The 26,596-nt window shown below is 35.6% G+C and carries 27 protein-coding genes and 2 riboswitches; of the genes, 12 read left to right on the forward strand and 15 right to left on the reverse strand.

Annotated elements, in window-relative coordinates; translation table 11 throughout:
- Window positions 1–54: 54 nt before the first annotated feature.
- The gene (locus DBX25_RS16870; RefSeq protein WP_108671950.1) at window positions 55–1,341 is read right to left on the reverse strand and encodes an MFS transporter; all 1,287 of its coding nucleotides are present in this window, start codon (window positions 1,339–1,341) and stop codon (window positions 55–57) included.
- A gap of 266 nt (window positions 1,342–1,607) precedes the next feature.
- On the opposite strand from DBX25_RS16870, the gene DBX25_RS16875 reads away from it, so the two are divergent.
- Entirely contained in the window at window positions 1,608–1,928 is a 321-nt protein-coding gene (locus tag DBX25_RS16875; RefSeq protein ID WP_108671951.1) for an HPr family phosphocarrier protein, read from the forward strand.
- A 163-nt stretch (window positions 1,929–2,091) separates the two neighbouring features.
- Window positions 2,092–2,244 (forward strand): hypothetical protein, encoded by a 153-nt coding sequence (locus DBX25_RS20715; protein ID WP_157951007.1) that lies wholly within the window; start codon window positions 2,092–2,094, stop codon window positions 2,242–2,244.
- A gap of 359 nt (window positions 2,245–2,603) precedes the next feature.
- On the opposite strand, the gene DBX25_RS16880 is transcribed toward DBX25_RS20715, so the two are convergent.
- Window positions 2,604–4,916 carry a transglycosylase domain-containing protein gene (locus DBX25_RS16880; protein WP_240620374.1) on the reverse strand — a complete coding sequence of 771 codons (2,313 nt, stop codon included), beginning with the start codon at window positions 4,914–4,916 and terminating at the stop codon, window positions 2,604–2,606.
- Between the two features lie 332 nt (window positions 4,917–5,248).
- A complete protein-coding gene (locus DBX25_RS16885) occupies window positions 5,249–5,428 on the reverse strand; it encodes a hypothetical protein (protein WP_108671952.1) in 180 nt (59 codons plus the stop codon).
- A 260-nt stretch (window positions 5,429–5,688) separates the two neighbouring features.
- Between DBX25_RS16885 and DBX25_RS16890 the strand changes: the two genes are divergently transcribed.
- Complete coding sequence (locus DBX25_RS16890; RefSeq protein ID WP_108671953.1) at window positions 5,689–6,228, forward strand: universal stress protein; 540 nt, start codon at window positions 5,689–5,691, stop codon at window positions 6,226–6,228.
- A 117-nt stretch (window positions 6,229–6,345) separates the two neighbouring features.
- Here DBX25_RS16890 and thiT read toward each other — a convergent pair whose 3' ends face one another.
- Window positions 6,346–6,933, reverse strand: coding sequence for an energy-coupled thiamine transporter ThiT (thiT, locus tag DBX25_RS16895; RefSeq protein WP_108671954.1), 588 nt, complete (start codon window positions 6,931–6,933; stop codon window positions 6,346–6,348).
- Window positions 6,934–7,075: 142 nt separating this feature from the next.
- Window positions 7,076–7,177: riboswitch (TPP riboswitch) on the reverse strand.
- Window positions 7,178–7,385: 208 nt separating this feature from the next.
- On the opposite strand from thiT, the gene DBX25_RS16900 reads away from it, so the two are divergent.
- Both DBX25_RS16900 and DBX25_RS16905 read left to right on the forward strand, forming a co-directional pair.
- Window positions 7,386–8,267: a cation diffusion facilitator family transporter gene (locus DBX25_RS16900; RefSeq protein ID WP_108671955.1), complete on the forward strand. Its 882-nt coding sequence runs from the start codon at window positions 7,386–7,388 to the stop codon at window positions 8,265–8,267.
- Between the two features lie 256 nt (window positions 8,268–8,523).
- Window positions 8,524–9,639 carry a histidine kinase N-terminal domain-containing protein gene (locus tag DBX25_RS16905; RefSeq protein ID WP_108671956.1) on the forward strand — a complete coding sequence of 372 codons (1,116 nt, stop codon included), beginning with the start codon at window positions 8,524–8,526 and terminating at the stop codon, window positions 9,637–9,639.
- A 334-nt stretch (window positions 9,640–9,973) separates the two neighbouring features.
- On the opposite strand, the gene DBX25_RS16910 is transcribed toward DBX25_RS16905, so the two are convergent.
- The 4 genes from DBX25_RS16910 to DBX25_RS16925 form a co-directional block, all read right to left on the reverse strand.
- Complete coding sequence (locus DBX25_RS16910; protein WP_108671957.1) at window positions 9,974–11,203, reverse strand: dicarboxylate/amino acid:cation symporter; 1,230 nt, start codon at window positions 11,201–11,203, stop codon at window positions 9,974–9,976.
- Window positions 11,204–11,385: 182 nt separating this feature from the next.
- Window positions 11,386–12,012 (reverse strand): undecaprenyl phosphate transporter UptA, encoded by a 627-nt coding sequence (gene uptA, locus DBX25_RS16915; protein WP_108671958.1) that lies wholly within the window; start codon window positions 12,010–12,012, stop codon window positions 11,386–11,388.
- 126 nt (window positions 12,013–12,138) lie between these two features.
- The gene (locus DBX25_RS16920; RefSeq protein WP_108671959.1) at window positions 12,139–12,318 is read right to left on the reverse strand and encodes an Lmo0850 family protein; all 180 of its coding nucleotides are present in this window, start codon (window positions 12,316–12,318) and stop codon (window positions 12,139–12,141) included.
- A 94-nt stretch (window positions 12,319–12,412) separates the two neighbouring features.
- Complete coding sequence (locus DBX25_RS16925; protein WP_108671960.1) at window positions 12,413–13,153, reverse strand: FixH family protein; 741 nt, start codon at window positions 13,151–13,153, stop codon at window positions 12,413–12,415.
- Between the two features lie 413 nt (window positions 13,154–13,566).
- Between DBX25_RS16925 and DBX25_RS16930 the strand changes: the two genes are divergently transcribed.
- Together DBX25_RS16930 and DBX25_RS16935 are read left to right on the forward strand one after the other, a co-directional pair.
- The gene (locus DBX25_RS16930; protein WP_108671961.1) at window positions 13,567–14,931 is read left to right on the forward strand and encodes a hemolysin family protein; all 1,365 of its coding nucleotides are present in this window, start codon (window positions 13,567–13,569) and stop codon (window positions 14,929–14,931) included.
- Window positions 14,932–15,487: 556 nt separating this feature from the next.
- On the forward strand, window positions 15,488–16,786 hold the full coding sequence (locus DBX25_RS16935) for a hemolysin family protein (protein ID WP_108671962.1): 1,299 nt from the start codon (window positions 15,488–15,490) through the stop codon (window positions 16,784–16,786).
- 40 nt (window positions 16,787–16,826) lie between these two features.
- On the opposite strand, the gene ytvI is transcribed toward DBX25_RS16935, so the two are convergent.
- The 4 genes from ytvI to DBX25_RS16955 form a co-directional block, all read right to left on the reverse strand.
- Entirely contained in the window at window positions 16,827–17,858 is a 1,032-nt protein-coding gene (gene ytvI, locus DBX25_RS16940) for a sporulation integral membrane protein YtvI (protein ID WP_108671963.1), read from the reverse strand.
- Window positions 17,859–17,882: 24 nt separating this feature from the next.
- The gene (locus DBX25_RS16945) at window positions 17,883–19,202 is read right to left on the reverse strand and encodes a TrkH family potassium uptake protein (RefSeq protein ID WP_108671964.1); all 1,320 of its coding nucleotides are present in this window, start codon (window positions 19,200–19,202) and stop codon (window positions 17,883–17,885) included.
- Window positions 19,203–19,242: 40 nt separating this feature from the next.
- Window positions 19,243–20,022, reverse strand: coding sequence for an undecaprenyl-diphosphate phosphatase (locus DBX25_RS16950; protein ID WP_108671977.1), 780 nt, complete (start codon window positions 20,020–20,022; stop codon window positions 19,243–19,245).
- Window positions 20,023–20,208: 186 nt separating this feature from the next.
- Window positions 20,209–20,889: a TrkA C-terminal domain-containing protein gene (locus tag DBX25_RS16955; RefSeq protein ID WP_108671965.1), complete on the reverse strand. Its 681-nt coding sequence runs from the start codon at window positions 20,887–20,889 to the stop codon at window positions 20,209–20,211.
- Window positions 20,890–21,029: 140 nt separating this feature from the next.
- Here DBX25_RS16955 and DBX25_RS16960 point away from each other — a divergent pair, with 140 nt between their 5' ends.
- Complete coding sequence (locus DBX25_RS16960) at window positions 21,030–21,236, forward strand: hypothetical protein (protein ID WP_108671966.1); 207 nt, start codon at window positions 21,030–21,032, stop codon at window positions 21,234–21,236.
- A gap of 41 nt (window positions 21,237–21,277) precedes the next feature.
- On the opposite strand, the gene DBX25_RS16965 is transcribed toward DBX25_RS16960, so the two are convergent.
- Both DBX25_RS16965 and DBX25_RS16970 read right to left on the reverse strand, forming a co-directional pair.
- Entirely contained in the window at window positions 21,278–22,207 is a 930-nt protein-coding gene (locus DBX25_RS16965) for a cyclic di-GMP-binding domain-containing protein, MshE-related (RefSeq protein WP_108671967.1), read from the reverse strand.
- Window positions 22,200–22,595, reverse strand: coding sequence for a response regulator (locus DBX25_RS16970; RefSeq protein ID WP_108671968.1), 396 nt, complete (start codon window positions 22,593–22,595; stop codon window positions 22,200–22,202). The genes DBX25_RS16965 and DBX25_RS16970 overlap by 8 nt, the downstream gene beginning before the upstream one ends.
- Before the next feature lie 175 nt (window positions 22,596–22,770).
- Between DBX25_RS16970 and DBX25_RS16975 the strand changes: the two genes are divergently transcribed.
- The 3 genes from DBX25_RS16975 (at window position 22,771) to DBX25_RS20875 (ending at window position 24,342) form a co-directional block, all read left to right on the forward strand.
- The gene (locus DBX25_RS16975; RefSeq protein ID WP_108671969.1) at window positions 22,771–23,217 is read left to right on the forward strand and encodes a MarR family winged helix-turn-helix transcriptional regulator; all 447 of its coding nucleotides are present in this window, start codon (window positions 22,771–22,773) and stop codon (window positions 23,215–23,217) included.
- 80 nt (window positions 23,218–23,297) lie between these two features.
- Window positions 23,298–24,164: a permease gene (locus tag DBX25_RS16980; protein ID WP_108671970.1), complete on the forward strand. Its 867-nt coding sequence runs from the start codon at window positions 23,298–23,300 to the stop codon at window positions 24,162–24,164.
- A 28-nt stretch (window positions 24,165–24,192) separates the two neighbouring features.
- Window positions 24,193–24,342: a hypothetical protein gene (locus DBX25_RS20875; protein ID WP_170110141.1), complete on the forward strand. Its 150-nt coding sequence runs from the start codon at window positions 24,193–24,195 to the stop codon at window positions 24,340–24,342.
- Between the two features lie 103 nt (window positions 24,343–24,445).
- Here DBX25_RS20875 and sugE read toward each other — a convergent pair whose 3' ends face one another.
- Window positions 24,446–24,772, reverse strand: a complete 327-nt coding sequence (gene sugE, locus DBX25_RS16985) for a quaternary ammonium compound efflux SMR transporter SugE (protein WP_108671971.1) — start codon at window positions 24,770–24,772, stop codon at window positions 24,446–24,448.
- A gap of 81 nt (window positions 24,773–24,853) precedes the next feature.
- Window positions 24,854–24,952, reverse strand: a riboswitch (guanidine-I (ykkC/yxkD leader).
- A 211-nt stretch (window positions 24,953–25,163) separates the two neighbouring features.
- Here sugE and DBX25_RS16990 point away from each other — a divergent pair.
- On the forward strand, window positions 25,164–26,498 hold the full coding sequence (locus DBX25_RS16990) for a hemolysin family protein (protein WP_108671972.1): 1,335 nt from the start codon (window positions 25,164–25,166) through the stop codon (window positions 26,496–26,498).
- Window positions 26,499–26,596 lie beyond the last annotated feature (98 nt).

The raw sequence follows: 26,596 nt of genomic DNA on the forward strand, positions 1-26,596 counted from the left end.
AATAACAAAAACATAAAAGCCTCTCAATTGGAGAGACTTTCAGGTACTTCACTTCTACAAAGCTGTTTTTTGAACACCTTTCAAAGAGATTCCTTTAGTTTCATCTTTTTTTAGAATTTTGGGAATGGTGATTAAATAAATCAAGCTCACAATCATTAGAGAGCCCCCTACCATCCAATACAATCCTTCTACTTTAATAATCGATGGATAGGCAAAAGCGATAAAGCCTAATGTTATAGATTGAGCTAGCATCATTAATGGACTAATCCAACCTTGGACACGCCCCATCATTTTAGGATCGACTATACTAGGCATCCATCCACCAATAGAGACATTGACTAATGGTAGGGATAAACCACCAATGAAGAATAGGGCAAAAAAGATTATCGTATTCGGTGCCAGCGAAGAAATGGCAGTGAAAAATCCAGACAAAGCAAGCCCAAGAATCAATAGTTTATATAATTTTATTTTTTGAGCTAACATAGATGCAATTACTGAACCTATCATGACACCCGCTCCGATAACAATTCCCATAATGATTGAATATTCCTCATAATTATTAGGTTGAAGCTTATATTTCAACATGAACACAGGCATTACAGAAAAGCCTCCGTTGACGATTCCGAACAAGACAAATCCTGATAATAATGTTAAAAGTAATTTATGATTTAGGATATATGACAACCCATCCTTAAAATCTTTCAAGACAAAAGCAAGATTGACATCCTTCCATTTTGTACGACCATTTGGAAGAATTGTAGACTCTTCTAGAATGCATGTTTTTATTAAGATTCCACTGATGATAAAAGTAACTGCATCAATTAATATGGCACCATGTATACCTAGTGTCCAATAAAAGAAGATTCCAAGAGCATTACCAAACAACATAAATAAGCTCATAACCAACTGGTTTAATCCAGCTGCAGTTGTATACTCATCCTTTGAAAGAATTCCTTGTACAATGGAAGATTCCGCAGGATAAAAGAATTTCTGTACAGCACTTCTAAGGAAAAGCAATGCAAAAACCACCGGAATTATATCAATAATGATTGCTCCAATAATCAATATCGATAACATGCCACAAATCCAATCACTATACATCGCGACTTTTTGCCGATCAAAGCGATCCGCCACAACCCCTACCAAGAAAAATACGGCCAAAGTTGGTAAAGAATACATCAACTCAGTAACGGTTGCGTAAGATGGTTGATTTGTAAACCGATCAAGTAGATAAAACATAAAGGCGGTTAAACCAATCGTACTTCCCATTTGAGAGGTAAAGTGAGCGAAGAATAACTTTGCGAAATTCTTATTTTTAAAAACACCAAGCATTTTTTTCAAACTGTTTCCCTCATTTCAGAACCATTATTTGCTCTTATAATACGCCTTTCCTCTTTCTTCCATAAGCGTCCACTGATGGTTTCTCCCTCATCCTATAGACCGAGGTTAATTTACATAATAAGGACGAATCCCCTCATATCAGCATTTCCAACTGGTATATCAATATAATGATATTTTTTAAGTTAAATAGGTTTCATCCTTTTTGACTCGGGTAAATAAAAAGCAACAAACAACTAACAAAACCTTTATAAAAAGGAGAATATAAGATGTATGAAATTCTTTCGACAGATGTAAAATTGACAAAAAAGTTTACTATGAAAAACATCATGTCATTTTATCAAGAAACTAAAAATTTTAATGGGAATGTATATTTACTTCACAAACACAAAATCATTAATGCACAAAAACTTTCAAAACTAGTTACTTTCTTAATGATGACTGAGGAAAACTCCACAATTAAGATCATTGTTGAAGGTAAGCAAGTTCAGGAAAAGCTGCAGAAACTAGAATCCGTTTGTGAGAATGCCTTTGAAAGATCTCATAAACTGGCTTATTTCTTAAATCCAACAGATTCAGTCCAAGTATAACTATTCAGTCATTAGGTGGTGATATGCATGTTACGTACAATTCTTATGGTTGTTGGGGCAATCGTAGTAATTGGAATCATTGTTAATTTATTGTTCTAGCCAAGAAGGAGAAGTAATCCAATTTAGGGTTACTTTCTTTTTCACTTATAGAATGGAGTGATTCATGATGGACGAAGAAAAACGTGTTGAAGTTGAACGGAAAGAAAATCCGAATTCTGGATTAGTAGGTGCAACGTTAATTAAGTATCTTTCTTATATCATCATCTTTTTTGGAATAATATGGTTCCTAATTCAATATATCTTACCTAGATTTTAAAAACCAGCAAAATAATTGCTGGTTTTTTGTTGTAAAAAAAGGGGAAATCCAATATAGAAAATACAGAACCGGTTCGGTAAATAAGCTCGACTTGTACTATTTGGTAATATTTCGACTCTGTTCGGTAATAAAATAGGTCGGTTCGGTAAAATAAAGGCCCAGTTCGGTAATAAAGTAAGGCCTTTCGGTAAAACAACGATTCTCTAGCTCCATTCGCTAATATTTATGACTCCATTTCGTGCTTTGTAACCCGACAGCATATAGAAAAGAGTCATTAATGAGTAAAAAACTTAAGTAATTAAAAAAATGGAGCTCATTAGATGTTAGGCTAACATCTAACGAGCTCCCTCTTCATTTACTTATGGTGTACTTTCACCTGTCCCAGTATCATCCTCACCAGAATCTGATCCACCGTCATCAGAGCCTGATTCATCTTCTGATCCAGAATCCTCTTCTGAACCGGTATCGTCTCCTGATTCTGTCTCGTTTTCTGATCCAGAATCATCACCGTTTCCTGCACCGCTTGCATCTCCAGATTCTTCATCTTCTTCAGTCTCTGGGTTTGTCGTTGTTTCCTCATCTTGATTTGAATCTGTTGTACTATCTTTATCCGATTGTTTTGCTTCTTCTTTTTCCTTCTTCTTTACTTCTTCTTTTCCTTTTTGTTCTTTCCCTTGTTCTTCTTTTTCTTTTTTACCGCCGAGTGATTCTTTCCACTTTTCCCATCCATCTTGAAGCTTGCTCTTGGAGTTTTCCCAGAATTCCCGCCTGGCGCGCTCCTTATTAAGCTTCTTTTGTTTAGCAATAATGGCATCTATATCTTCTACATTAAAAGTCTCTGGTTCCATATGTGCCAATGCTTTCGTCATAATTCTTTGGAAAATGATTGCTGCACCTTGGCTACTATGAGTGTTTAAGTATTTATCTTTATTAGGTTGATCATATCCCGCCCAAACTGCGCCAACTAGAGTAGGCGTATATCCAACAAACCATTGATCTTTCACGGCACCATCAACTTGATCATGTTGTGTAGATCCTGTTTTACCTGCTAATTCCCATCCATTAACTGCAGCATTTTTACCAGTTCCATGCTTCACAACACCTAACAACATGCTTGTCATGCTATCAGCAGTCTTTTTATCCATGACTTTTGTTTTCTTTTCCTTCCATGTAACCACTTCATTTCCTTCACGATCTATAATTTTTACGATCGCGTGTGCTTCAACTCGCTCCCCGTTATTTGGAAAGGCTGAGAATGCTTCTGCCATAATTTTAGGGGAAACTCCATGAGATAAACCTCCTAAACCTAAACCAAGTACACGGTCTTCCTTTGCATCTAAAGGTATCCCAAAGCGGTTAGCAGCATCCATTCCTTTTTGTATCCCAATTTCATTCAATAACCAAACAGTCGGTACATTTAAAGACTTCATTAATGCTTCGTACATTGGGACTTCTCCAGCATACTCTCCCGAAAGATTAGATGGTTTATACTCTCCAAAGCTAATATTCTCTTCATCCTTCAACATATCATTGGGTTTATAGCCAGCCTCCAGTGCAGGCGTGTATACAGCCAATGGCTTCATAGTCGATCCTGGTTGTTTCTTTAACATCGTGGCCCGATTATAGGCTAAGAAAGTATGGTCCCCTCTCCCACCAACCAAAGCCTTAATACCACCAGACTTTGGATCGATTAGAATCGTTCCACTTTGAACTAGCTCTTTGTCGGTACTTCCTTTTGGAAACAAGGCATCTTCCTTATAGACTTCCTCTGTAGCTTTTTGCATATTTTGATCCAAAGTCGTATAAATCTTATAGCCACCTGTCAAAAGCTCATCCTGATTCATTTTATATTTTTTGATAGCTTCCATAATTACATGGTCCACATAATAAGGATACTTCCCCTTTAACGGATCCCCACTCTTTTTCTCATCCATGACGATTTCTTCCTTAACGGCTTCCTCATATTGTGAGTTTTCCAATAATCCATGTTGCTTCATGGCAGCTAGTACAACATTCCGTCTTTTTATTGCCTTCTCATAGTTTTTATAAGGATCAAGTGTAGATGGTGCTTTAATCAAACCAGCTAATAATGCAGCTTCAGAAGGCGTAATGTCATTTACCTTTTTCCCAAAATACACTTGGGATGCATTATTAATTCCCCATGCACCGTGACCAAAGTATATTTGGTTCAAATACATTTCCAAAATTTCATCCTTGTTGAACTGTTTTTCCACTTCTCGCGCAAGAAAGAACTCTTCTAATTTCCTTTTATAGGTTCGGTCCATTTCTAATAAAGCGTTTTTTGTCAGCTGTTGGGTAATGGTACTTCCACCCTGTACAACATCACCTGCTTTTAAGTTCGTTATAAATGCCCTTGCAATTCCTTGGTAATCGACTCCATTATGTTCGTAAAACCGATGATCCTCAATTGCAATCACTGCGTTCTTCACGTGTTCAGGTATTTCATCGATCGGTACACCCTCGGTTTTGTTAGCAGATATTTTACTAGCCTCTTCACCATTTTGGTCAAAAATTATGGTTGGTTTGTGTAACATATTCTCCAGATTATCGATGTTCGTTTCCGGCTGAAAAAAATGAAAAAATCCAGCAATAGCCAATGCCATTCCTGAAAACAACACCACTCCGACTTTTAATATTCTAATTTGATCCAAATTGAATCCCCTCTTTTTTATATGTAATAGTAAATAGTTCCTTCTTCATATACCCAGAAACCCAACATATTACACCTAGGAAGAATTAAAAATTCAATGGAACTATGATTACAAAACTTGACTAACGTCAATCCTTAGCGCTGTCGAATGAAGTTCCTCTTAAACTTTATTCGAAAAGTCAATTTACTTCTTTACTGTCACTTTATCCTTACTTAAAGCGCATACAAAAAGGCCTACTTCACTAACACATGAACCTATTTTATGGTTCATGCATTTATGCTAAGCGGCCTAAATATACCTATATTTCTTTTGCGACTGATTCCATTCTTCAATCATTGAAATGGTTGTCCTTGTCGTATAGATTCATCTTTCTTTAAAAGTTCCTGATGAAGATTTTTCATATACATGTAAACAATCTGTTTCGTTTTATCATCCGTGCCTAAAATCTCAAGGTGTTTTAAACAGCGATCAATGGTCGGGTGTCTTCTTGTATCTTGTTGATTATGAAGCATAATCATCACCTCTTTCTTCTTATCATAAAGAATATTAATCAAAATAACATTAGACTTTAGTCATGATTCGATATATTTTTAGAAAATTCTACATATTTTAAGTTTTATTTTCCTACTAATTAAATTCGATCGATTTCAAAAACTTTAGGGGGTCATTTTTACTATTTTTTAGAATTATTTTAAATTTTCGAGATTTCAATCGATGAAACTTGGGTAAAGGGTACCAAAGCTGAGAATTATTTAGGAAGGGGTTAGTTAGAATGGCGCAGAATATCAAACATATCATTGTAGGTTTTGATGATAATGAGGAATCAATGAAGGCATTGGAATGGGGAGTGTCCATGGCAAAAATGTTCCCTGAAGCAAAATTGACAATCCTTCACGTGTTTCACGAGAATTATCGAGAAACTGTTGAAAATGGCGTGATGACACCTTCCCCACGATTCACGACATATTCCCCAGACGGGATGTTTGTCGATCCAACACAAGTAACTCCAGTATCATCTGAACTAAACCAATATCGTAATGAAGCAAGTACACACAGTATTATAGAAAATAGCATTGCCCAAACTAAATCAAAAGTTAGTACCTTCATTCAAGGTCACAATATTATGCACCACCAATTTGAGGTACTGGAAGGAAACGCAGCTTCTAGTATAAATGAATATATCAACCACCATCGAGCGGATTTAATCATTGTTGGCAACAGTGGAAAAAGTGGGTTGGAGAAGCTATTTCTTGGTAGTACTAGCTCTAAAATCACAAAAAATGCAAACTGTAGTGTATTAATAGCTAAATAACTTAGGGTCAGAACTCCACAACAAATTGTCGTGAGTTCTGACCCTTTTTTGATGAATCATTTCCAATTATATCTTCGATTGCCCTTCATCATCGATTTCTATAAGCTTAGATTCTAATTAAAAAGTAGCTGCTTTTCGCATTAAAACTTTAGATGCAGAAGAATACAGAACGCTTATCACTAAAGCTGACAAGATAAAGCTTGGTAGCATATACGTCCCGTTGTATATAATTGAAAACAGCGCAACTGGCTGACCTTCAGGTGCACTTGAACCGAAGAAGACAATTCCAGAAACAAAGTGACAAAGGAATCGTAGGAAGCTCCCTATTAATATACCTATGACACTTAGACGAATGCCTTTTGCTTTATCACCGGACTGAAAACTTTCTTGAATTTGCTTAGCAAAAATACCAGCAGCACCTACAACGGCAAAAGCTAAAAAGTAATCAATGCAGCCTTGAACTGGATGGCCAATCCACGCTTGCCCTGAAATGATTTGTAATAGACCTAACAGAAGTCCCGTCAAAGCTCCACCCTTCCATCCCCAACGAAAAGCCATTAGGAAGACTGGGACCATCGCGATAGATACAGATCCACCTTGTGGCCAGATTCGAGAAAAAATAAAGCCTGAAACTAGGTCCAGTAATAATGCCAGTGCCGAGAAAACAGCTACCTCGACTAAAAATAATGTTTTGTTTTGCAACATCCATCTTCCTTTCTTTTTTAAAGCTCCAATGCCCCGTTAAAGTAAGGTCGAAAGATCATGGAAGTGGATAAATCCTTGCCCCATGTATCATTTTTGAACAACAAAAAAACGATACAAGGACGTGTTGGTAGCCTGGCATCGCTTTATCCAATCACCACATCCCTACGCTAGCATTAACTAACAGGTTCATAGGGTCAGAACTTTTATGTTCACTCTCAGCCAAAAGGCTCCCCCTGTGGAACTTATATAATTTTCATACACTATTATACTATGTAATGTATAAAAATATCAATCTTCTACCCTTTTTTTACCTTATCCAACTTCTTTTTGTTTCCCCAATAACTATGACAATTCCCAATTTTAATGGGATTAGGGCACATTTTTTCTATAGACCCACTCACCTTGCATTTGGTATCTTAAGTTGGCTATGATGTGAATGGAGGTACATAAATATGAATGAACAAAACTCTACAACTTTGGCTCAAAAAGGAGCCTGGATTAGCATTGCCGCATATATGGTCCTATCTGCCGTTAAACTGATTGCCGGATATTATGGTCAATCCCAAGGTCTTTGGGCAGATGGATTAAATAATACAACTGATATCATTGCTTCAGTAGCTGTCCTTATTGGCTTGAAAATTTCTAACAAACCACCTGATCATAACCATAGGTATGGTCATACTAGAGCACAGACGATATCTTCATTAGTGGCTGCTTTTATCATGATGAGCGTTGGTTTGCAGGTTATTTATCAATCATTTATGTCTTACTTCAATAATGAAACCGAAAAGCCTGAATTATTAACTGCAGTCGTCGCTCTTATCGCAGCTGCATTTATGTTCATGATATATCGTTATAACCTAACGCTGAGCAGAAAAACTAAAAATGCATCCTTACTAGCAGTAGCCCAAGATAATCGTTCAGATGCTCTTGTCAGTATTGGTGCTTTCGTCGGAATTGTAGGTACCTATATAGGCATTGATTGGCTTGATATTGCTGCTGCATTCTCGGTTGGCTTCATTATTTGTAAAACAGCATGGGAAATTTTCTCTGAAGCTTCCCATACATTGACTGATGGTTTTGATGAACAGTTGCTCCAAGATATTAAAAAGACCATTGATAATACAGATGGTGTCCAAATGACAACTGATGTGAAGGCGAGAATGCATGGTAACGATATTTTACTCGAAGCGACTATATTAGTGGATAAAGATTTAAATGTAGTAGAGAGCCACGATATCACTGACCACGTTGAAGAGAGATTATCGACAATCCATCAAATTCAACACGCCATTTTACATATCGAGCCTTTTGATATGGGTAAAAAGGATTAACATCAATGCCCAAACATCGGATTAAAGTCTCTTAATGAATCATAATATTTTATCGAATCCTTAGATCTTTTGTCGGAATTTGTTTCTCCTAACAGAATATCCTTCATACTTCCTTATCAATTTTGAAGAAATTCTTATTTTCATGAAGGATTTCCTATTCTTTTTACCGAATAAAACAATGGATTTAAGATTTATATATCGGACAGTAGGATTTAAAATTGTTCTACGAAAGAGTAGAAAAATTCTGGAGGATTCTATGCTAGAGATTAAGGATTCTGTTGCAGACTTTTTAGTATATAAAAAACAAGAATTATTAGAAGAATGGAATCAAAAAATTATTGTCTCCCAACAGGACCCTTTACAGGAAATAATTCCTCTTAATGGACATAGCATGTTCGAACTATTTATCAAGATGCTACGAGACCCTCATGAAGAATATATGAATGAAATTAAACTGCTTGCTTTTAAAATCGCTGCAGAACGTGTTGAAGCCAATGTCAACATTGGTGATTTTATCTATAATGTTTGTATTGGGCGAACATTAGTATTCAATAAAATTGTTGCTCTGGATGTATACAAGCCTCACATTCAAAATCATATTAAAATCTTGAATGATTGTTTTGACCATTTTCTACATCATTCTGCAAGTCATTATACAGAACTGAGAAACTCTGTAATCATTAAGCAGAATCAAGTGATTAACCAAACTCATCAAGATCGACTAACCTTGTTAGGACAAATGACATCTAGTTTTGTACACGAAGTCCGTAACCCACTTACTTCAATTAAAGGTTTTGTCCAATTATTAAGATCCGAGTATCCTGATTTAAAATATTTGGATATCATTGGGAATGAAGTTGATCAACTAAACTTTCGAATTTCACAATTCTTAATGCTTTCCAAAAAAGAAAGTGTGGAGAAAGAAAAGAAAGTATTCCTTTTCAAAAACTTGTTTGACGAAGTCATTGATTTCTTGTATCCAAGTATTGTTGACAGTAATGTTCATATTCGTCAGGACGTTGATCCTAACGTTCAATTGTTAGGGTTATCCGATGAAATTAGACAAGTGCTGTTAAATATTATTTTAAATGCATTAGACGCTCTAAGTGGTGTAAAACAACCGCTCTTGACGATAAATGCTTTTCAAAATGATAATCAGCAGTTTATCATTAATCTTTCTAATAATGGAGCGGAAATTCCAAAGTCACAAATAAATGTCATTTTTGAACCATTTTATACCTCAAAGAAGGTAGGTACTGGACTGGGACTTTTCGTTTGTAAGGAAATTATCTCCAAACATTCCGGTACACTGACTTGTACTTCATCAGAAGCAATGACAACCTTTACAATTACTTTACCGGTACATCAATAAAAAAGTCTTCCAGAAAAAAACTGGAAGACTTTTTTATTGCTTACTTTTATCCCATTACCTATCAATAATGTTCATAAAATTGATATCCTTCCTGATGAAAATTCATATATTGTAAGTAGACCTTTATGATGGGAGGAGTGGATATGAAGGTAGCAAAAATCTGCTTAAACTGCAGAGGAACAGGTTTTGTTACTACCTTTTGGATTATCAAACGGAAGTGTCCCGTATGCAAAGGAAGTGGAAAAAAATATAGTTCTATTAGTCAGAGAAAGCAATGGAATTAAATATAAAAAGCCCTTGAAGTTTTACAAGGGCCACAATGAAAAAATTATTCTTATTTATTTTCTAGTCGTATATTTCTTCTCGTTTCTTGCTCGTTAACTATTACTGCGCAAGCAGCATCTCCAGTTATATTTACAGCTGTTCTTGCCATATCTAATAGTCGGTCAATACCAAGTATTAAACCGATCCCCTCAACCGGAAGTTGTACAGATGAAAGTACCATCGCTAGCATGATCAGACCAACTCCCGGCACCCCAGCAGTTCCAATACTAGCTAACACAGCTGTCAACACAACGGTTACTAGCTCGCCTAGAGATAAATCTACCCCATAAACTTGTGCAATAAAAATGGTTGCTACCCCTTGCATAATAGCAGTACCATCCATATTTATCGTTGCCCCTAATGGCTGTACAAAACTTGAGATGGATTCTCGAACTCCAAGATTTTGTTGTGCTGTTTCCATCGACACAGGTAGGGTTGCATTACTACTAGATGTACTAAATGCCACTCCCATGGCCGGTGCAAATCCTTTAAAAAACCATATTGGATTTTTTCTTGCCAAAAATGCAACAGATCCACCATAAGTAAGAATGCCGTGGATAATGAGTGCTGCTACTACAACTAACATATAAACACTCATCGCTTTAATAGCTTCAATTCCTTGGCTTCCTACAGCCGTTGCAATCAATCCAAACGTCCCATAAGGAGCTAACCTCATCACTAAATTCACTAAGTACATCATGATCTCATTGCCTTGATCGACTAAATCTAATATTCCTTTTGTTTTTGAACCAATTGCAGTTAATGCAAATCCAATCAGAACCGCAAAAGCTATGATTTGTAACATATTCCCTTCTGATAATGCTAAGAATGGGTTCTTAGGAATAATATTTAGTAACGTATCACTGACAGGTGGTGCTTTTTCTGCGGAGAATTCAGCTGCCTCTGTGTTAAAGTCCCCTTTTGTGCCTGGAGAAATGACTGTCGCCAATATTAAACCAATTATAATAGCAATACATGTGGTCACTAAGAAATATAAAATTGTTTTCAACCCGATTCTACCTAACTTTTTTGGGTCACCCAAACCAGCTGTACCTAAGATTATTGAAAACAATACAATCGGAACCACCAACATAGTGATTAAGTTTATGAAGATCTTTCCAATTGGTACGAATAAATATTTGTCCAAATATACAAACGCATCAGGTGCAAATAAATTTAGAAGTAAACCTGTAATTGCCCCTGCAATTAAACCAATAACGATTTTCGTTGTAAGCCTCATCTCATCACCCTTCTTCCAAAATCCTCTTCTTTTTAATCGAAAAAACTATCCACAAAAATATACCCTTTTGTACATCTCAATAAACCTCATCAACATCTTTTTAGATGCTTTAGTTTTCTCTTAAATAGGTAAAATTATATCTTTTCTTTGAGAAGATTAAATTAAAAAAACGAAAAGCGATATCACTTTTCGTTTCCATTAAACTTTTTAACCGTCACTATTGGCGGTGTTTTTTTCTTCTTCCATATGAAATATAACCCTGCAATCAACATCGCAATCCCTACTAATGGCAATATGTAAGGTGCCGCAACTTCTTTAATGGTTGACCAATTTTCTCCTAAAACCATCCCAAGATAAAGGAAAAAAATCGTCCATGGAATGATTGCAGCAACCGTATAGATGGTAAATTTCCATGCTGACATTCTGGCTATTCCTGCTGGAATCGATATGGCATGTCTGACTACAGGGAAAAAGCGGGCGGTGAATATTACACCCGCACCATATTTTTCAAACCACTGCTCTGAAACATCAATATGTTTTTTCTGGATTAGCACGTACTTTCCGTACTTCTCCAAAAATGGTCTCCCTCCGAAATATCCAGCCCAATAAAGAAATAACTGAGCAAACGTTCCACCAAAAGTTCCTGCAATTATGGCTCCAACAAAACCAATTTTTCCAGTGGATATCATAAATCCACCATAACCAAGAACAATTTCACTAGGGATAATCTCTATCATAAGTCCAATTGCTATTCCTAAGTATCCTAAATCAGATAAAAACATTAATATGTTTAAAATAATATCCTTCATATAGTGCTCCTTCATTGTTCTCATATGTACAATCCCGTATTTATTATACACAAGAACTCCGAGAGCAAGAACAACAAAAAAGGACAAACCAAACGGGGTGTCCTCAAAAAATATATAAAAGGGGGGTTAAACTTTACTTAAGTTAATCGTATTACTTCCCAGCTTATTTGAACAAGCTTCATTTATCTTTGAAACGACTTGAGCAGGATCGGTTTGGAAAACACGTTGAAAAACCTCTCGACGAGATTTAGTCTTTTCAATTTTAATACCTTTATTTTGAAACTTTGAAATGATATCACTAACCATGCTTCCATCCCCCAAGCTCTTGTATTATGGTATTCGTTTCACTTGATACTCACTTAATTCCCAGCTTATAAATATATTAAACCTTAATTCCCCATTAATTTTGAATATTTATTTTATAGGAGTTATGATCATGAATTTCATCTTTTACAACATGAATTTGTATTTGATAAATACCCGTTTCCCCAAAACTTACATCTGCTATATAAGAACCTGGACTTATTTCCTTTGCACGTAAATACTCATGTTTATCTTCATCATGCATCCAAACTTCAAATTGAACATCTGCTTTGTCCAAAGGAAGATGGTCATTTGTAATAGAAACCGAGAGCTCGTTAACTCCTAATTTATATATTCCTTCTTGATTGAAATCGAACTTCACATGTGAATGATGGTGCTCTGAATTAGAACTAATTTCTGAAGAAATAGTCTTCTCTGATTGTACAATTGTTATTTTATCTTCTGGCATAGTATGCATATTAGAGGCAGTGACATGTGCAGTAATTCGAAAAGTACCTGAAGCTTGGAAGATATGATTCATTTCATATGTCCCCTGTTTGCTTTTTGTTGCTTCTATCATTTGCTTTGTATTTTCTCCATCTTTCATTATTTCGAAGACTACATCAGTTGCATCTACTAGCTTATCATTTTGAGAAACTACAACGGCAATTGTTGTTGTCTCACCTGTTTTTGCCTGATCTGGAATTTGCATATCCGCAATTAATGGCTCAGCAACTGTACCTTCTTCTTTCTGATTAATATCATTTTTCCCATTATTAAGAGTACACCCAGTCAAAAAGATTAAAAGTAACATAAATAGTAACAAAGATTTTTCCATTTTTGCTCTCCTGTTTCTCAATCGTTGTATACATTCTAAGCATAAAATGTGAAGAAAGAGTGAAGTTTTTGTTAAGTTAAGGTCATAAGTAAAATAGGTATTTCCTATACATCTACCAACTATCTTCCAGGAAAAATTTTCTCCCTAATATAAATTCCTCCTCATAGTATGAAAAACCTTTAATAATCATGAAAATTCATCCATATATATAATGTAAACATAGCCATGAACACGGTTGTTGCGTTTGACTGAAAGTTTAAGATTTTCTATAATTATCTTTATCTTACAATCTTGTAGAGGTGATGTAAGTGGGGCTGTAAAGAAACGTTTATATATAAATAAAAAAACAAATAAGATTTTAAACCCTCAGGAGGTGACTCCTTTCTCGTAAACGTGCGGGATAAGGAAGCTATTTGGACATATTAAACTTGGTTATTGTGGCCATTTTAATTGCTTTTACGGCATTTTTCGTAGCTGCAGAATTTGCCATTGTGAAAATTAGGTCTTCAAGGATTGATCAGTTAATTGAAGAAGGTCGTTCTGGTGCAACGTCAGCTAGAATCGTAACTACACAATTGGATGAGTATTTATCTGCTTGTCAACTAGGTATTACTATCACAGCATTAGGCTTAGGATGGCTAGGTGAGCCTACCGTAGAAAGAATGCTTAGACCACTATTCAATAATTTAGACATTCCTGAATCCGTTTCACATGTTCTAACATTTGCAATCGCTTTCGCTTTCATTACATTCCTTCACGTAGTGGTTGGTGAATTAGCACCAAAAACTCTTGCTATTCAAAAAGCTGAAACTGTAAGTCTTTTGACTGCTAAGCCATTAATGATTTTCTATAAAATCATGTATCCTTTTATTTTCGTATTAAACGGATCAGCTAGAGTTGTGACAAGAATGTTTGGGTTAAAGCCTGCTTCTGAGCATGAAATCGCCCATTCTGAAGAAGAGCTGCGAATTATCCTGTCAGAGAGTTATAAAAGTGGTGAAATTAACCAATCCGAATTCAAATATGTAAATAAAATATTTGAATTCGATGATCGTATTGCAAAAGAAATCATGGTACCTCGTACTGAAATCGTGACACTATCGAAAGAAGATACGATGGAAACTTTCTTTACTGTCCTTAAGGAGGAAAAGTTTACACGTTATCCAATCATTGATGGGGATAAAGACCATGTAGTGGGCATGATCAATGTAAAGGAATTATTCACTGACATGCTTACAAACCAATCCTTTAATTCACAACCAATCGAGCCTTATATTCGTCCTATCATACGAATTATTGATACAGTGCCAATTCATGATTTATTGCTTAAGATGCAAAAAGAGAGAATTCATATGGCTATTCTAATGGATGAGTATGGTGGAACCTCTGGACTTGTAACGGTTGAAGATATACTAGAAGAAATCGTTGGGGAAATTCGTGATGAATTTGATCTTGACGAAGTTGCAGAGGTACGCAAATTGGCTGATAACCACTATCTATTCGATGCTAAAGTTCTTATCAGTCAAGTCAACGACCTATTAGGAACAGATATTGACGATGAAGACATCGATACAATCGGTGGATGGATCTTGACTGAAAACTATGAAGCAAAGCAAGGTGACACATTAGAATTTGGCACCTATTCTTTTATCATAAAAGAAATGGAAGAACATCACATACGTTATGTAGAAGTTCTCAAAAAAAATGAATCCAACTATCTAGCCTTGGAAGAAGAAACCCCTATACTTGTAAAAGAAACGACAGAGATTGTTTCATAGGTTTCATTAAATAACCCATCAGCAAAAACCCGGTAAAATCATACCGGGTTTTTGCTTGTCCATTAATTTTACATCCATTTAAAAACAAGATTTACAATACAACTAAATACGTACATATTGCATGAATCCTTTCTTAGCGGAAATACTAAAACAAAGCGACTTTGAAAGGTGTGGCGATCTTGAAATATATTGAAATTTGTCAGGACTGTAAAGGAAAAGGTAAGGTCCCTTTTCTACAATTTTTCTCAAAACAATGTTTTACTTGCAACGGTAAAGGTAGAAAAGTATCCACTATTTCTAGAGAAGCAAGTCAATACATGAATTAAAACCTATTAATTATTTGCAGAAACCTTGTCCTAATGGCTGGGTTTCTTTTTTTTCTATATTAAGAAATTCACTTTCAGAAATTTCATACGATCTCTCCTTTTTTCTAGCTACCTTCAACAATCTTTCTTAGGTTTCAAAACTTCCGTTATAGGTTAGAGAGTAAGAAAAGATTCTATAGGAGGTGTAAAGGATTCCATATCACTTTACTACATGTTATGGACCTATTTAGATGGAGTTAATCAATCTGTTTCTTATTGTTTTATTAATTGCAATGACTGCCTTTTTTGTAGCCACTGAATTTGCTGTTGTAAAAATGCGTAGTACCCGGATCGATCAACTGGTTGCAGAAGGAAATAGAAATGCCAAAGCAGCCAAACATGTAATTTCGCATCTTGATGAATATTTATCTGCTTGTCAATTAGGGATAACTATTACTTCTCTAGGGCTTGGTTGGTTAGGAGAGCCCACCGTTGAGAAATTATTGCATCCTGTATTTATAAGATTGGATATTAATGAATCTATCACTCACATCGTTTCTTTTATTCTTGCCTTCGTATCCATTACATTCCTTCATGTAGTAGTTGGTGAGTTGGCGCCAAAAACTTTGGCTATTCAAAAAACAGAAAAGATTACACTTTTATTTTCAAGACCTATAATGTGGTTTTACCGAATTATGTTTCCTTTCATTAAGCTACTTAATGGTTCTGCAAGACTTGTGACTGGAATTTTCGGTATTAAGCCCGCATCTGAGCACGACCTCGCTCATTCTGAAGAAGAACTACGTATCATTCTTTCACAAGCCTATGAAAAAGGAGAAATTAATCAGAATGAATATAAATATGTAGATAGAATTTTCGAATTTGATAACCGTCTTGCTCGAGAAATCATGGTTCCAAGAACGGAAATAGTAGGGTTATCAAAAGACTCTAATTGGGATGAAGTTCTAGATACCCTATTAATAGAACAATACACACGGTATCCAGTCCTGGATGGAGATAAAGATAATATCATTGGATTCATTAACATGAAGGAGTTGACTACAGAGTATATAAAAAACAAAGAAGCTGTTAAAGCATCCTCTATTGTAAGATATATTCATCCAGTTATTATGGCAATAGAAACCACCCCTGTTCAACAATTATTGGCGAAGATGCAAAAAGAACAGATGTACATGGCCATCCTATTCGATGAATATGGTGGTACTGCAGGCCTCATCACAATGGAAGATATACTAGAAGAAATCGTTGGAGAAATACGAGATGAATTTGATCATGATGAAATACCGAGTGTAAGAAAAATTGCAAAGAATCACTATATTGTCGATTCCAAATACTTATTGAGTGAGTTAAATTCTCTATTAAAAACAGATATATATAGTGAAGATGTTGATACTCTTGGAGGTTGGATTCTATCACAAAAGTATGAAATTGAACTAGGAGACACAATAGAAGATCAAGGATATACATTCACGATTCAAGAAATGGATGGGAATTACGTTAAATATGTAAGAATAAAGAGAGATAAATAAAAAAGTGTTCCGGATATTCTACTTTTCCGGAACACTTTTATTATATGACTGTTTTAATTTTTATGACTCCTGCTTTTTTTAATGCCTCATATACTATGACTAGGGCAGGTCCAATAAATAACCCAGCAAACCCAAGTACTTTAAATCCAAGGTAGAGACTGATTAATGCAGCCAAGGGACTAACTCCCATATTTGCTGAGTATATCTTCGGCTCTACAATTCTACGTACAACAGTGATGATGAAGAATAACGCAATCAATCCGATCCCAAGATTTTGATTCCCTTGTAGAATTACAATTACAGCCCATGGAACGAGGACCGAACCTGTCCCTAGAATTGGTAAGATATCAACGATAACTATAAGAATTGATAATAGTAATGTGTAAGGAACTTTTAAAATGAGTAAGCCAGAGTATGCCATGAAAAACGTAATTAAACTCAAAATAATCTGAGCTTTCACAAACCCCCAACCTGCCATCATCAATTCACTATACACAAAAGAAACCTTTTCGTACGTTTTTTCCTGAAAAATGCTTTTGATACTTCGTTTAATGACTGGTAATTCAAGACTGAACAGGAACAAAGCGATTAGGTAGATTAAGAATTCGATAAAGAAACCTGGTAATATCGCAGCTAATTGAACGATTGATTCAATTAATGAACGGAAGAAGGCCTCTAAGGATTGAATTCCTTTCTCCATCATATCCTCAACTGAGAGGATAACATCCTTTGGTAAGGTTTGTGCATAGTTTTCCCACTTTCGGATGGAAGGCAAAATCACCGAATAAAATATCTCTTTCACAAATCCAGGGAACTTTTCAGATAGTGTTATGATTTGCTGAATAATAACCGAGACAAATATATAACCTAATCCTACTAAACCACCAATATAAATTAAAAAACTCACTATTACTGAAGTTACCCTTTTCCATTTCAATTTATTCTGGAAGAAGGAAACAAGACCATCCAGTAAAATAGCTGTAATCATGGCTAAAATTAATGTCCATGCATAAGGTAGCAGCCACAATAAAGTTATAACTACCAATATACGAATAAGCCAACGCAGTAACATGGTTGCCCCCTACACTCTTTACTATTACCCTGCCAGAATATCTTCTGTAGGGTAACCCACCTTCTCCGTTTTTGGCTTGGCTAAAGTGAAAGCTAATGTTAATGGACCAACTTTTCCGAGGAACATGGTAAAGATGATAACAATCTTACCAATCCATGTCAGCTCATAGGTTAATCCCATTGACAATCCTACCGTTCCAAATGCAGAGATGACTTCAAATATTATTGTAACAAAATCCGCCTTTTCTGTAATGGATAAGATGAAAATGGATAGGAAAACAAACAAAACACTTATAGTCGCTATAGAAAGTGATTTGTAAACAACACTAATATCAATTGTCCTTTTCCGTATCACCATTTTGTTTTTTCCTTGAAGATGCATAATGACAGCAAAGATAATAACAAGAAAAGTTGTCAGTTTAATTCCTCCACCAGTTGAAGCACTACCAGCACCAACAAACATCAACAGCATCATAAAAAAGGCTGTAGGGTCTTTTAATTGAACTAAATCAATAGAATTGAAGCCTGCTGTACGGGGACTCACTGCTTGAAAATAAGAGGCCCAAAACTTCTCCATACCGCTTAATTTCCCCATTGTACCAGGGTTGTCCTTTTCAAGAAGGAAAATGATAATCATCGCAACTGAATTGAGAACTAATGTCCCTATAATCATGAGCTTAGAGTGAAGTGACAGCTTTCGAAAGCTTGGTTTTACCCACATATCCACTAATACTGTAAAGCCTATTCCACCAACAATAAACAGAAATGTAATAACAATGTTTATCACTGGATCTCCAACGTATCGCATCATATTATCTGGAAGAAGTCCGAAGCCTGCGTTATTAAAGGCTGAAATAGAATGGAAAAGGCTAAAGTATAGCCCCTTCCCCCACCCAAATTCTGGGACCCAACGAGTAGCTAAACAAGCCATGGCGATTCCTTCAATAATAAAGGAAAACAAGAATAACCTTTTCACAAGCAGGATTACTCCACCAAGTGAGGTTTGATTCAAGGATTGCTGAATTAGAATCCTTTCTTTGAAACCAATTTTTTTCCCTAGCATGATAAAAACAAGGACCGCAAAGGACATGATTCCTAAGCCACCAAGTTGAATCCAAAGCATGATAATCACTTCACCGAATGTTGTATATATCGTTCCAGTATCAAATACCACGAGTCCTGTGACTGTCATCGCAGAAGTAATCGTAAAAAATGCATCAATCCAGTGGATGGGCTCTACAGTTGCTACAGGCAGCATCAATAAACCAGTCCCTAATAATTGAAATATTAAAAATAACAGAATTAATAGTTGAGGAGGTGATAAATTAATGGTTCTCCACTTCAACACTTTCGCCTTCTTTCTTTTGCTGAACGAACAATATTGTTTAGAAGCGATTAGTAAACTGCATGGCTAAAATGAAAATTCCTAAAATCCAAACATAAACAGCAAAAGCCTTTAATGAATGGTTCTTTAAGAAATTAATCATCCACTTAACAGCAATATACCCAAAAATCGCAGAAGCAATAATACCTACTAATAAAGAGCCAATAGGAATCTGCTCTCCTTGTCCCTCCATTAAGTCAAGCGATTGAAGAACAATTGCTCCAACAATCGCAGGGGTTGAGAGAAGAAAAGAGAAATATGCGGCAGTTTCACGATCGAGTTTTCTCATTAACGCTGCGACAATGGTAAAGCCAGATCGAGAGATAGCTGGAAAAATAGCTGCTGCCTGGAATGTGCCTATGAAAAGTGCATCCCCATAAGTAATATCTCCCATTTTTTTACTACCCTTTTTAATGGTTTCCGCAAACCATAAAAAGATACCTGTAATCAAGAATTCCCATCCGATTGTAACCCCGGTTTTTGAAATTTCCTCAAAATAATCTTTAAATGCAAATCCGAAGATAACTGCTGGAATGGTCCCAATAACTAATAGGCCTGTCAGTTTTCCAAAGGGATTTTTTATAATCTTGAGGAACTCATCCTTATAAAAAACAAGCACCGCTAGTAATGTCCCTATGTGGAGCATTGTATCCAACAGTAGACCAGCCTCATTAAGACCGTATAAATTCCTTCCTATGTACAAGTGCCCTGTACTACTAATTGGTAAAAATTCTGTCAACCCTTGGATTAAACCTAAAATAAACGCTTCAATCTTCGTCAGCATGATTATCACCTATTCCTACTAAAGGTTTTATTTCCTACTAAGTGATGAAGAAATTATAATCCTTCTACATGAAAAAGCAATTGATATTTTTCTACAAATAGAATTTTCAAAGCTCGAGTTTAACCAATACATCTTAAAACTTTCAATTAATTAAAAACAAAGGGTAGTCCTACATTATATGGACTACCCTTTGTTCATATGCTCGAGTTCTCTTTCGAACTTCTTTTCAATTTCTTTTTGATTGCCATATAGAAATAGCTGATCACCTTCTTGAAGAATCTCAGTCTCAAGATCTTTACGAATTTTTATTTTTCCTCTCTTCACAAAGAGTAAATTTATATCTTCTTCCTTTTTTAATATATCTCTTGGTTTTTGTCCAATTAGGGGTGAATCCTCTGTGATGATCACCTCTGTAATTAAATCATCTTCGTCTAGGAATAAAACCTCTTTAATAGGATGTTCCCAAATATCATAATGCTCCTCCATTTCAGTATGCAATTTAGCAGTAAAATGCTCTTTTATCCTTGGGATTCTTGATAAAATGACTAACACTAATAACACGGAAATGGAAAAGGTCAGTTCTAAGATTCTTAAATTATTTGCCAGCATGTTGCTTATGGATGAGATGATAACAGCTAAAGAAAAAGCACCAAATAGTATTAGAAAGGTACCAATTTTCCTTCTTACTGGATGGTCGATGATAGAGTTCGATTCTTCTGTTGTAAACCCTGTTCCTGTTAACATTGAGATGACTTGAAAGCGTGCCACTTTACTGTCTAAACCTGTCATATTAAAAATAGAGACAGAAAACTCTATAACTAAAGCAATTATCACAAAATAAAGAAGCATAAACAAAAGCTCCATTTACGCTGTCTCCTTCCAATTAACCGTTTGCTTTTGGTTTACCCCTTTTCGTATATCTTTAACCCATCCATGAATACCTATGTTTGTCATTACTCCAATAAGGGAATTAACCCACAAACAAAGGAAGGGAGGAATACGGTATGACAGAAAAAGATAGAATCCTTGAGGAAAGAAATAATCGGTCAAAGGCATTTAAAAAAAATTGGCACGAGCAAAAAGAAAGGGATCAAGTCATAATGCCGATTGACGATCTCCCTTTAGAGGAAATTAATACTGAAAAGAAAGAAGAACGTGAAAAGGAAAGAACAAAGGACACATCAACTAGCGAAGCAAAAGAAATGGAATAGAAAAAGTCAGCCTGGACGAAAAAACAGGCTGACTTTTATTCTTATAAACTTTCAATGAGCGTTAGCTGCCGTAGTAAATTCATCTCTTCTGGATGATCACTCAAAACCATAAAGAATGGGCCGAATGATGTTAGGACTTGTACATAATAGCCTGATGCAAGTAACTCTATCTCGACATTCTCTTGATATCGTTGTGGCTTCATTTCTAGCTCTGTCCCTTCATTAGACATATTCACAAGGTATATTCCGTTATGAAGGTTCAAAAATTCACTAACAGATGCTTTTGTTAATTCATCCACTTCTTCAAGCTGTTCTTCTGCATAAATAGAAGCAAGTTTAAGAAAAACTTCATGATCCGCTCCTATAGCAGTGAATAAGGATGAATCACCAATTATTTCTTGTGAAACAAAATGAGAAGCTTCTAATTTTCCATTTAAGGGATGAATGTCTACATACACGGTATCATCTATAAAACGGACCATATTTTTTATGAATAAAGAAAGATATGAAATAAAGGAACCTTTTTTCTTTTCATCACTTGAAGGTATTAAAGTCTCTACTAGGGTTTCAATATCACCATTTTTAATACTATCGAACTTTTCTTCAGTTAATCCATATTCTTTTTTATACGAATCAAGGGCTAAAGAAAATTCCTCAATGCTCAAAAATTCTTGGTCCACCAATGCTTGTGCTAATTGTAGATGTTGGTGCTTTTGGGCTGAAAGGAGATATTCTACTTGCTCATCCTTTAAATATCCTAAAACTACAGCAATCTCCCCAAAGCGTTGATCCACTAACTTCTGCTTTTCATGAATTTCAATGACTTGAGCTCCTGTTAATAAACCTTCATTTACTGCAAGAACTCCAAGCTTTACATGAGTCGACTGCATTAAATGTAAAGCCTCTTTTAATTGCTCACCACTGATAAGTCCATGGTTTAATAAATAGTGACCAAAGAACTGACTAAACATGGATGTTTTCCTCCTTTGCTTCAGTCAAAACCTTCTCTACTATCGAAGTCACTGATTCCAATGTGACCGGTTTTTGAATAAAGTCAAAAGCACCAAGTTCTAATGCCTTTTTCAGATGACCTTGAGTACCAGCTGAGCTCGCCATCACAACTCTTATTGATGTATCAATATTTTTAATTTCTTCCAAAGCTTCCAAACCATCTTTATCAGGCATAACGATATCCATAAATACTAAATTCGGCTGATGCTGTTTTACAAGTTCAACAGCAACAGCCCCGTTTTCTGCTTCCAAAATTTCTTTAACCTTGCATTTCTCTAAAGAAGCTCTAAGCTTCTTACGAATTAAAACTGAATCATCACAGATTAAGACTTTTAAGTTGTTTTCCAAAGTTCTTCGCCTCCTGACTTATTAAAAGCACTAATTCCAACTATTCTATAAGTCCTAGGTCTTTCCCTGCTGAAAATGAGAATTTTGTACTATTTTGACATATTTTTAAATTTCATCATTTAATAGTTGCATTTTGCAAATATGAAACATATAATCAAATGGTGAGGTGGAAAAATTGGAAGAACTTAGAGACACACTTGAAACGACTGCAAAAAGACTAGGACTCCTTAATAAAAATTGCTGCTCTATAGGCCCTTTTAATATCGGGTCATCACAAAGTATCATTCTGTCTGAAATTGCAAAAAGGAACAATCCCTCGATGCAAGAGATCGCAGATACACTTGCAACCGACATTACCACTTTCAGCAGACAAATCCAAACATTAATTAAAATGGGATTTGTTCAGAAAAACCAATCAAGTCAAGATCGAAGAGTTTATACCTTGTCATTGACCACTGAAGGGAAATTTGCAATTGGAACCATTCATTCACAAATGGAACAATATTTGGAGGAAGTATTTTCTCATATGAATGAGTTCGAAAGAGAAACTGTGAAGAGATCCCTACAGTTATTAAATGCGGCTATGGCAAAATCATCTGTATGTTGTAAGCCACTATTTTAAAATAAATACCTATCCTTCCTTTGGGAGGATTTCTTTCAAAACTATTACTTGTAAATTGCAAATAAAAGGAGAGTTTTACTATGATTAAGGAGATTTTATCTAGCTTTTTATTTATCGCTTTAGAGCTTACTGTCTTGTTTGTCTTCATTTCATTCCTCATTCACTTTTTACAAGCGTTCATTCCGTATGAAAAAATGAGAAATTTCATGGAGACTAAGCCACCATTCATTAGTGCTTTAGCTGCCTTGCTTTTCGCATTCGTCACACCTTTTTGTTCCTGCTCAACCATACCGGTAGTTGTGAACCTACTCAACCAAAAGGTGCGTTTTTCCATTGTCATGGTGTTCTTATTTGCTTCACCTGTTCTTGACCCTACAATTATTACTTTAATGGCAGCAGTATTAGGAGTAAAAGTGGCCATTTTCTACACCATTATTACAGCTGTTTTATCTGTAATAATTGGATTTACATTGGAAAAGTTTGGGTTCCAGAACCAAATTAAAAATGTCATTGTCAAAAACTATGACAGCATTCCGAAAAAGGCAAGTCTGAGGGATGCATATGAAGAGACAATAGCGTTAATGAGGACAGTATATCCTTATCTTTTAATAGGTGCTGCGATTGGTGCAGTTATTCATGGTGCTGTTCCAGAACAATTCATCTCAACTTATTTTAGCGGAGATAACTGGTGGCTAGTTCCAGTGGCAGCCATTATTGGAATCCCACTTTATATACGGTTATCGACAATGATTCCAATATCTCAAATCATGATTGCTAAGGGAATGGCACTAGGTCCAGTGATGGCATTAATGATCAGTTCAGCAGGCGCAAGCCTTCCTGAAATCACATTGTTAAACAGTATTTTCAAAAAGAAGCTGGTTGCTGCATTTATTGCCTCAGTCATCACTATGTCCACTATTTCAGGGTTTTTGTTTTATTTCATATAAATCATACAAATTTTAGGAGGAATGAAAAATGTTCAAAAAACTTTTCGGCAAACAATCTAAAGACTGCTGTGGTGTTGAAATAATCGAAGTAAAAGAAGAAACAAACTCAGAGTGCTGTGAAGAAAACAAAGACACTACAACCGAAAGCTGTTGTGAAAACGAATCAAAATGTTGCTAAACTAGCCTAAAAAAATCGTCCTAGTGAATAGGACGATTCAAATTGTCTAAAAAAGGAATCGAGATTAAGCTCGCTTGATTCCTTTTATCATTTTTAATTTTCATTATTGGTTTACTGTTGATGTTACTTTTAATCCAATGATACCCACCAAGATTAAAGCCAGGAAGAAAAACCGTATAATCGACTTAGGCTCTCCAAATAGAATGATTCCCAAGATAACGGCTCCCGCTGCTCCTATTCCTGTCCAAATAGCGTATGCAGTTCCTATAGGCAATGTTTTGATCGCCATCGATAAAAAATAAAAACTAATAATCATTCCCACTATCGTAATAAGGGTTGGATAAAATTTAGTAAATCCATTAGTATATTTTAGGCCAATCGCCCACACTACCTCAAAGACTCCAGCAATTATCAAATAAATCCACGCCATATTAGATTCCTCCTAAAATTTTTAGTCTTAATAAGTTGCCCATAAAAACAGTGAAAGCCCAGGAGATATCAGTGACTTGATATCTCCCAGGCTTTTATCCTTCCGTGTATACAGTACATAATACTGTACGCCTCCTCTTGGACCAGACCAGAAAACTGCGGAACCCTAGGTGGCTTTTATTTAACTCTCTACATTCTACTTTCTTAAAGAATTTAGGTCAACGTTTTAAGGAAAAAAGGATTTTGTTTTATGTAATTATCCATTGGGTAAAGATGTAAAAAGTTTTTTGTATTTATAAAATTTAACATGACTTTTCTATATGCTTCTGATAAAGAATAACAATATGGATTCCTATATAGGAGGTGACACCTTACAAATGTAAGGTAATTCATTGGAAATAATAAATCTTTTATTAGTCGCATTACTAATCGCTCTTACCGCTTTTTTCGTGGCATCAGAATTTGCCATTGTAAAAATACGTTCATCTCGCATTGATCAACTAGTTGCAGAAGGCGTTAAAGGTTCAGTTGCTGCAAGAAAAGTCGTTTCTGGTTTAGATGAATATTTATCTGCTTGTCAGTTGGGTATCACGATTACTGCACTGGGGTTAGGTTGGCTTGGAGAACCAACGGTAGAAAGCCTGTTACATCCAGTGTTTCGACGTTTTGACTTAAATGACTCTGTTGCACATATCCTTTCATTTGGTATCGCTTTTGCTTCGATAACGTTTTTACACGTAGTCATAGGGGAATTGGCGCCTAAAACATTAGCTATACAAAAGGCTGAACTGATTACTCTCCTTTTCTCTAAACCATTAATTTGGTTTTATCGGATTATGTTCCCTTTCATTTGGGTATTAAATGGCTCAGCAAGGTTGTTTACAGGTTTATTTGGACTAAAGCCGGTTTCTGAACATGAATTAGCACATACTGAAGAAGAATTAAGGATTATCCTATCTGAAAGCTTAAAAAGCGGGGAAATCAACCAATCAGAGTATAAATACGTTAATAAAATTTTTGAATTCGATGAAAGAATCGCAAAAGAAATTATGGTTCCTCGTACAGAAGTAGTCACAGTTCCATTAGAATCCACCATTCAAGAAATCATGAGCATTGTACTGGAAGAACGCTATACTCGATATCCAGTGACTGATGGCGATAAGGATAATATTGTTGGAATGATTAATATGAAGGAAGTCTTAACTGCAATTATCCAAACAGACCTTAAAATGGACATTCCAGTTTCGGATTTTGTTCATCCGGTTGTACAAGTGATTGAAACCATTCCAATCCATGATCTTTTGCTAAAACTTCAAAAAAACCACGCTCATTTGGCAATTTTATTTGATGAGTACGGAGGAACAGCAGGTCTTGTTACTGTAGAGGACATCATCGAAGAGATTGTTGGTGATATCCGTGATGAATTCGATAAAGACGAACTCCCTGATATCAGAAAAATTGCCGATCATCATTATATCTTTGATGCAAAAGTTTTAATAGGAGATGTAAACGACTTACTAGGAACCGATTTGTTAGAAGAGGATGTCGATACTATTGGTGGATGGTTCCTAACACATAAGTACGATGTACAAATCAATGATGAAATTCTAGAAGATGGTTATGTTTTCAAAATCAAGGAAATTGATGGTCAACATATCCTATATATTGAAGTAAAGAAAGTTATCTCCTCTGAGAATAATGAAGAAGGCCCATCAGATGAAGAGTAAAAGGCATTGTTCTAATGATATGCTCCCCTAAAGGTAGACAGATGAAATAAAAAATCTGTTTTCCTTTGGGGGAGTTTTTATTATGGCTAAAAGTAAAT

It is taken from the genome of Peribacillus acanthi, assembly GCF_003073175.1.
GTDB lineage: Bacteria > Bacillota > Bacilli > Bacillales > DSM-1321 > Bacillus_BN > Bacillus_BN acanthi.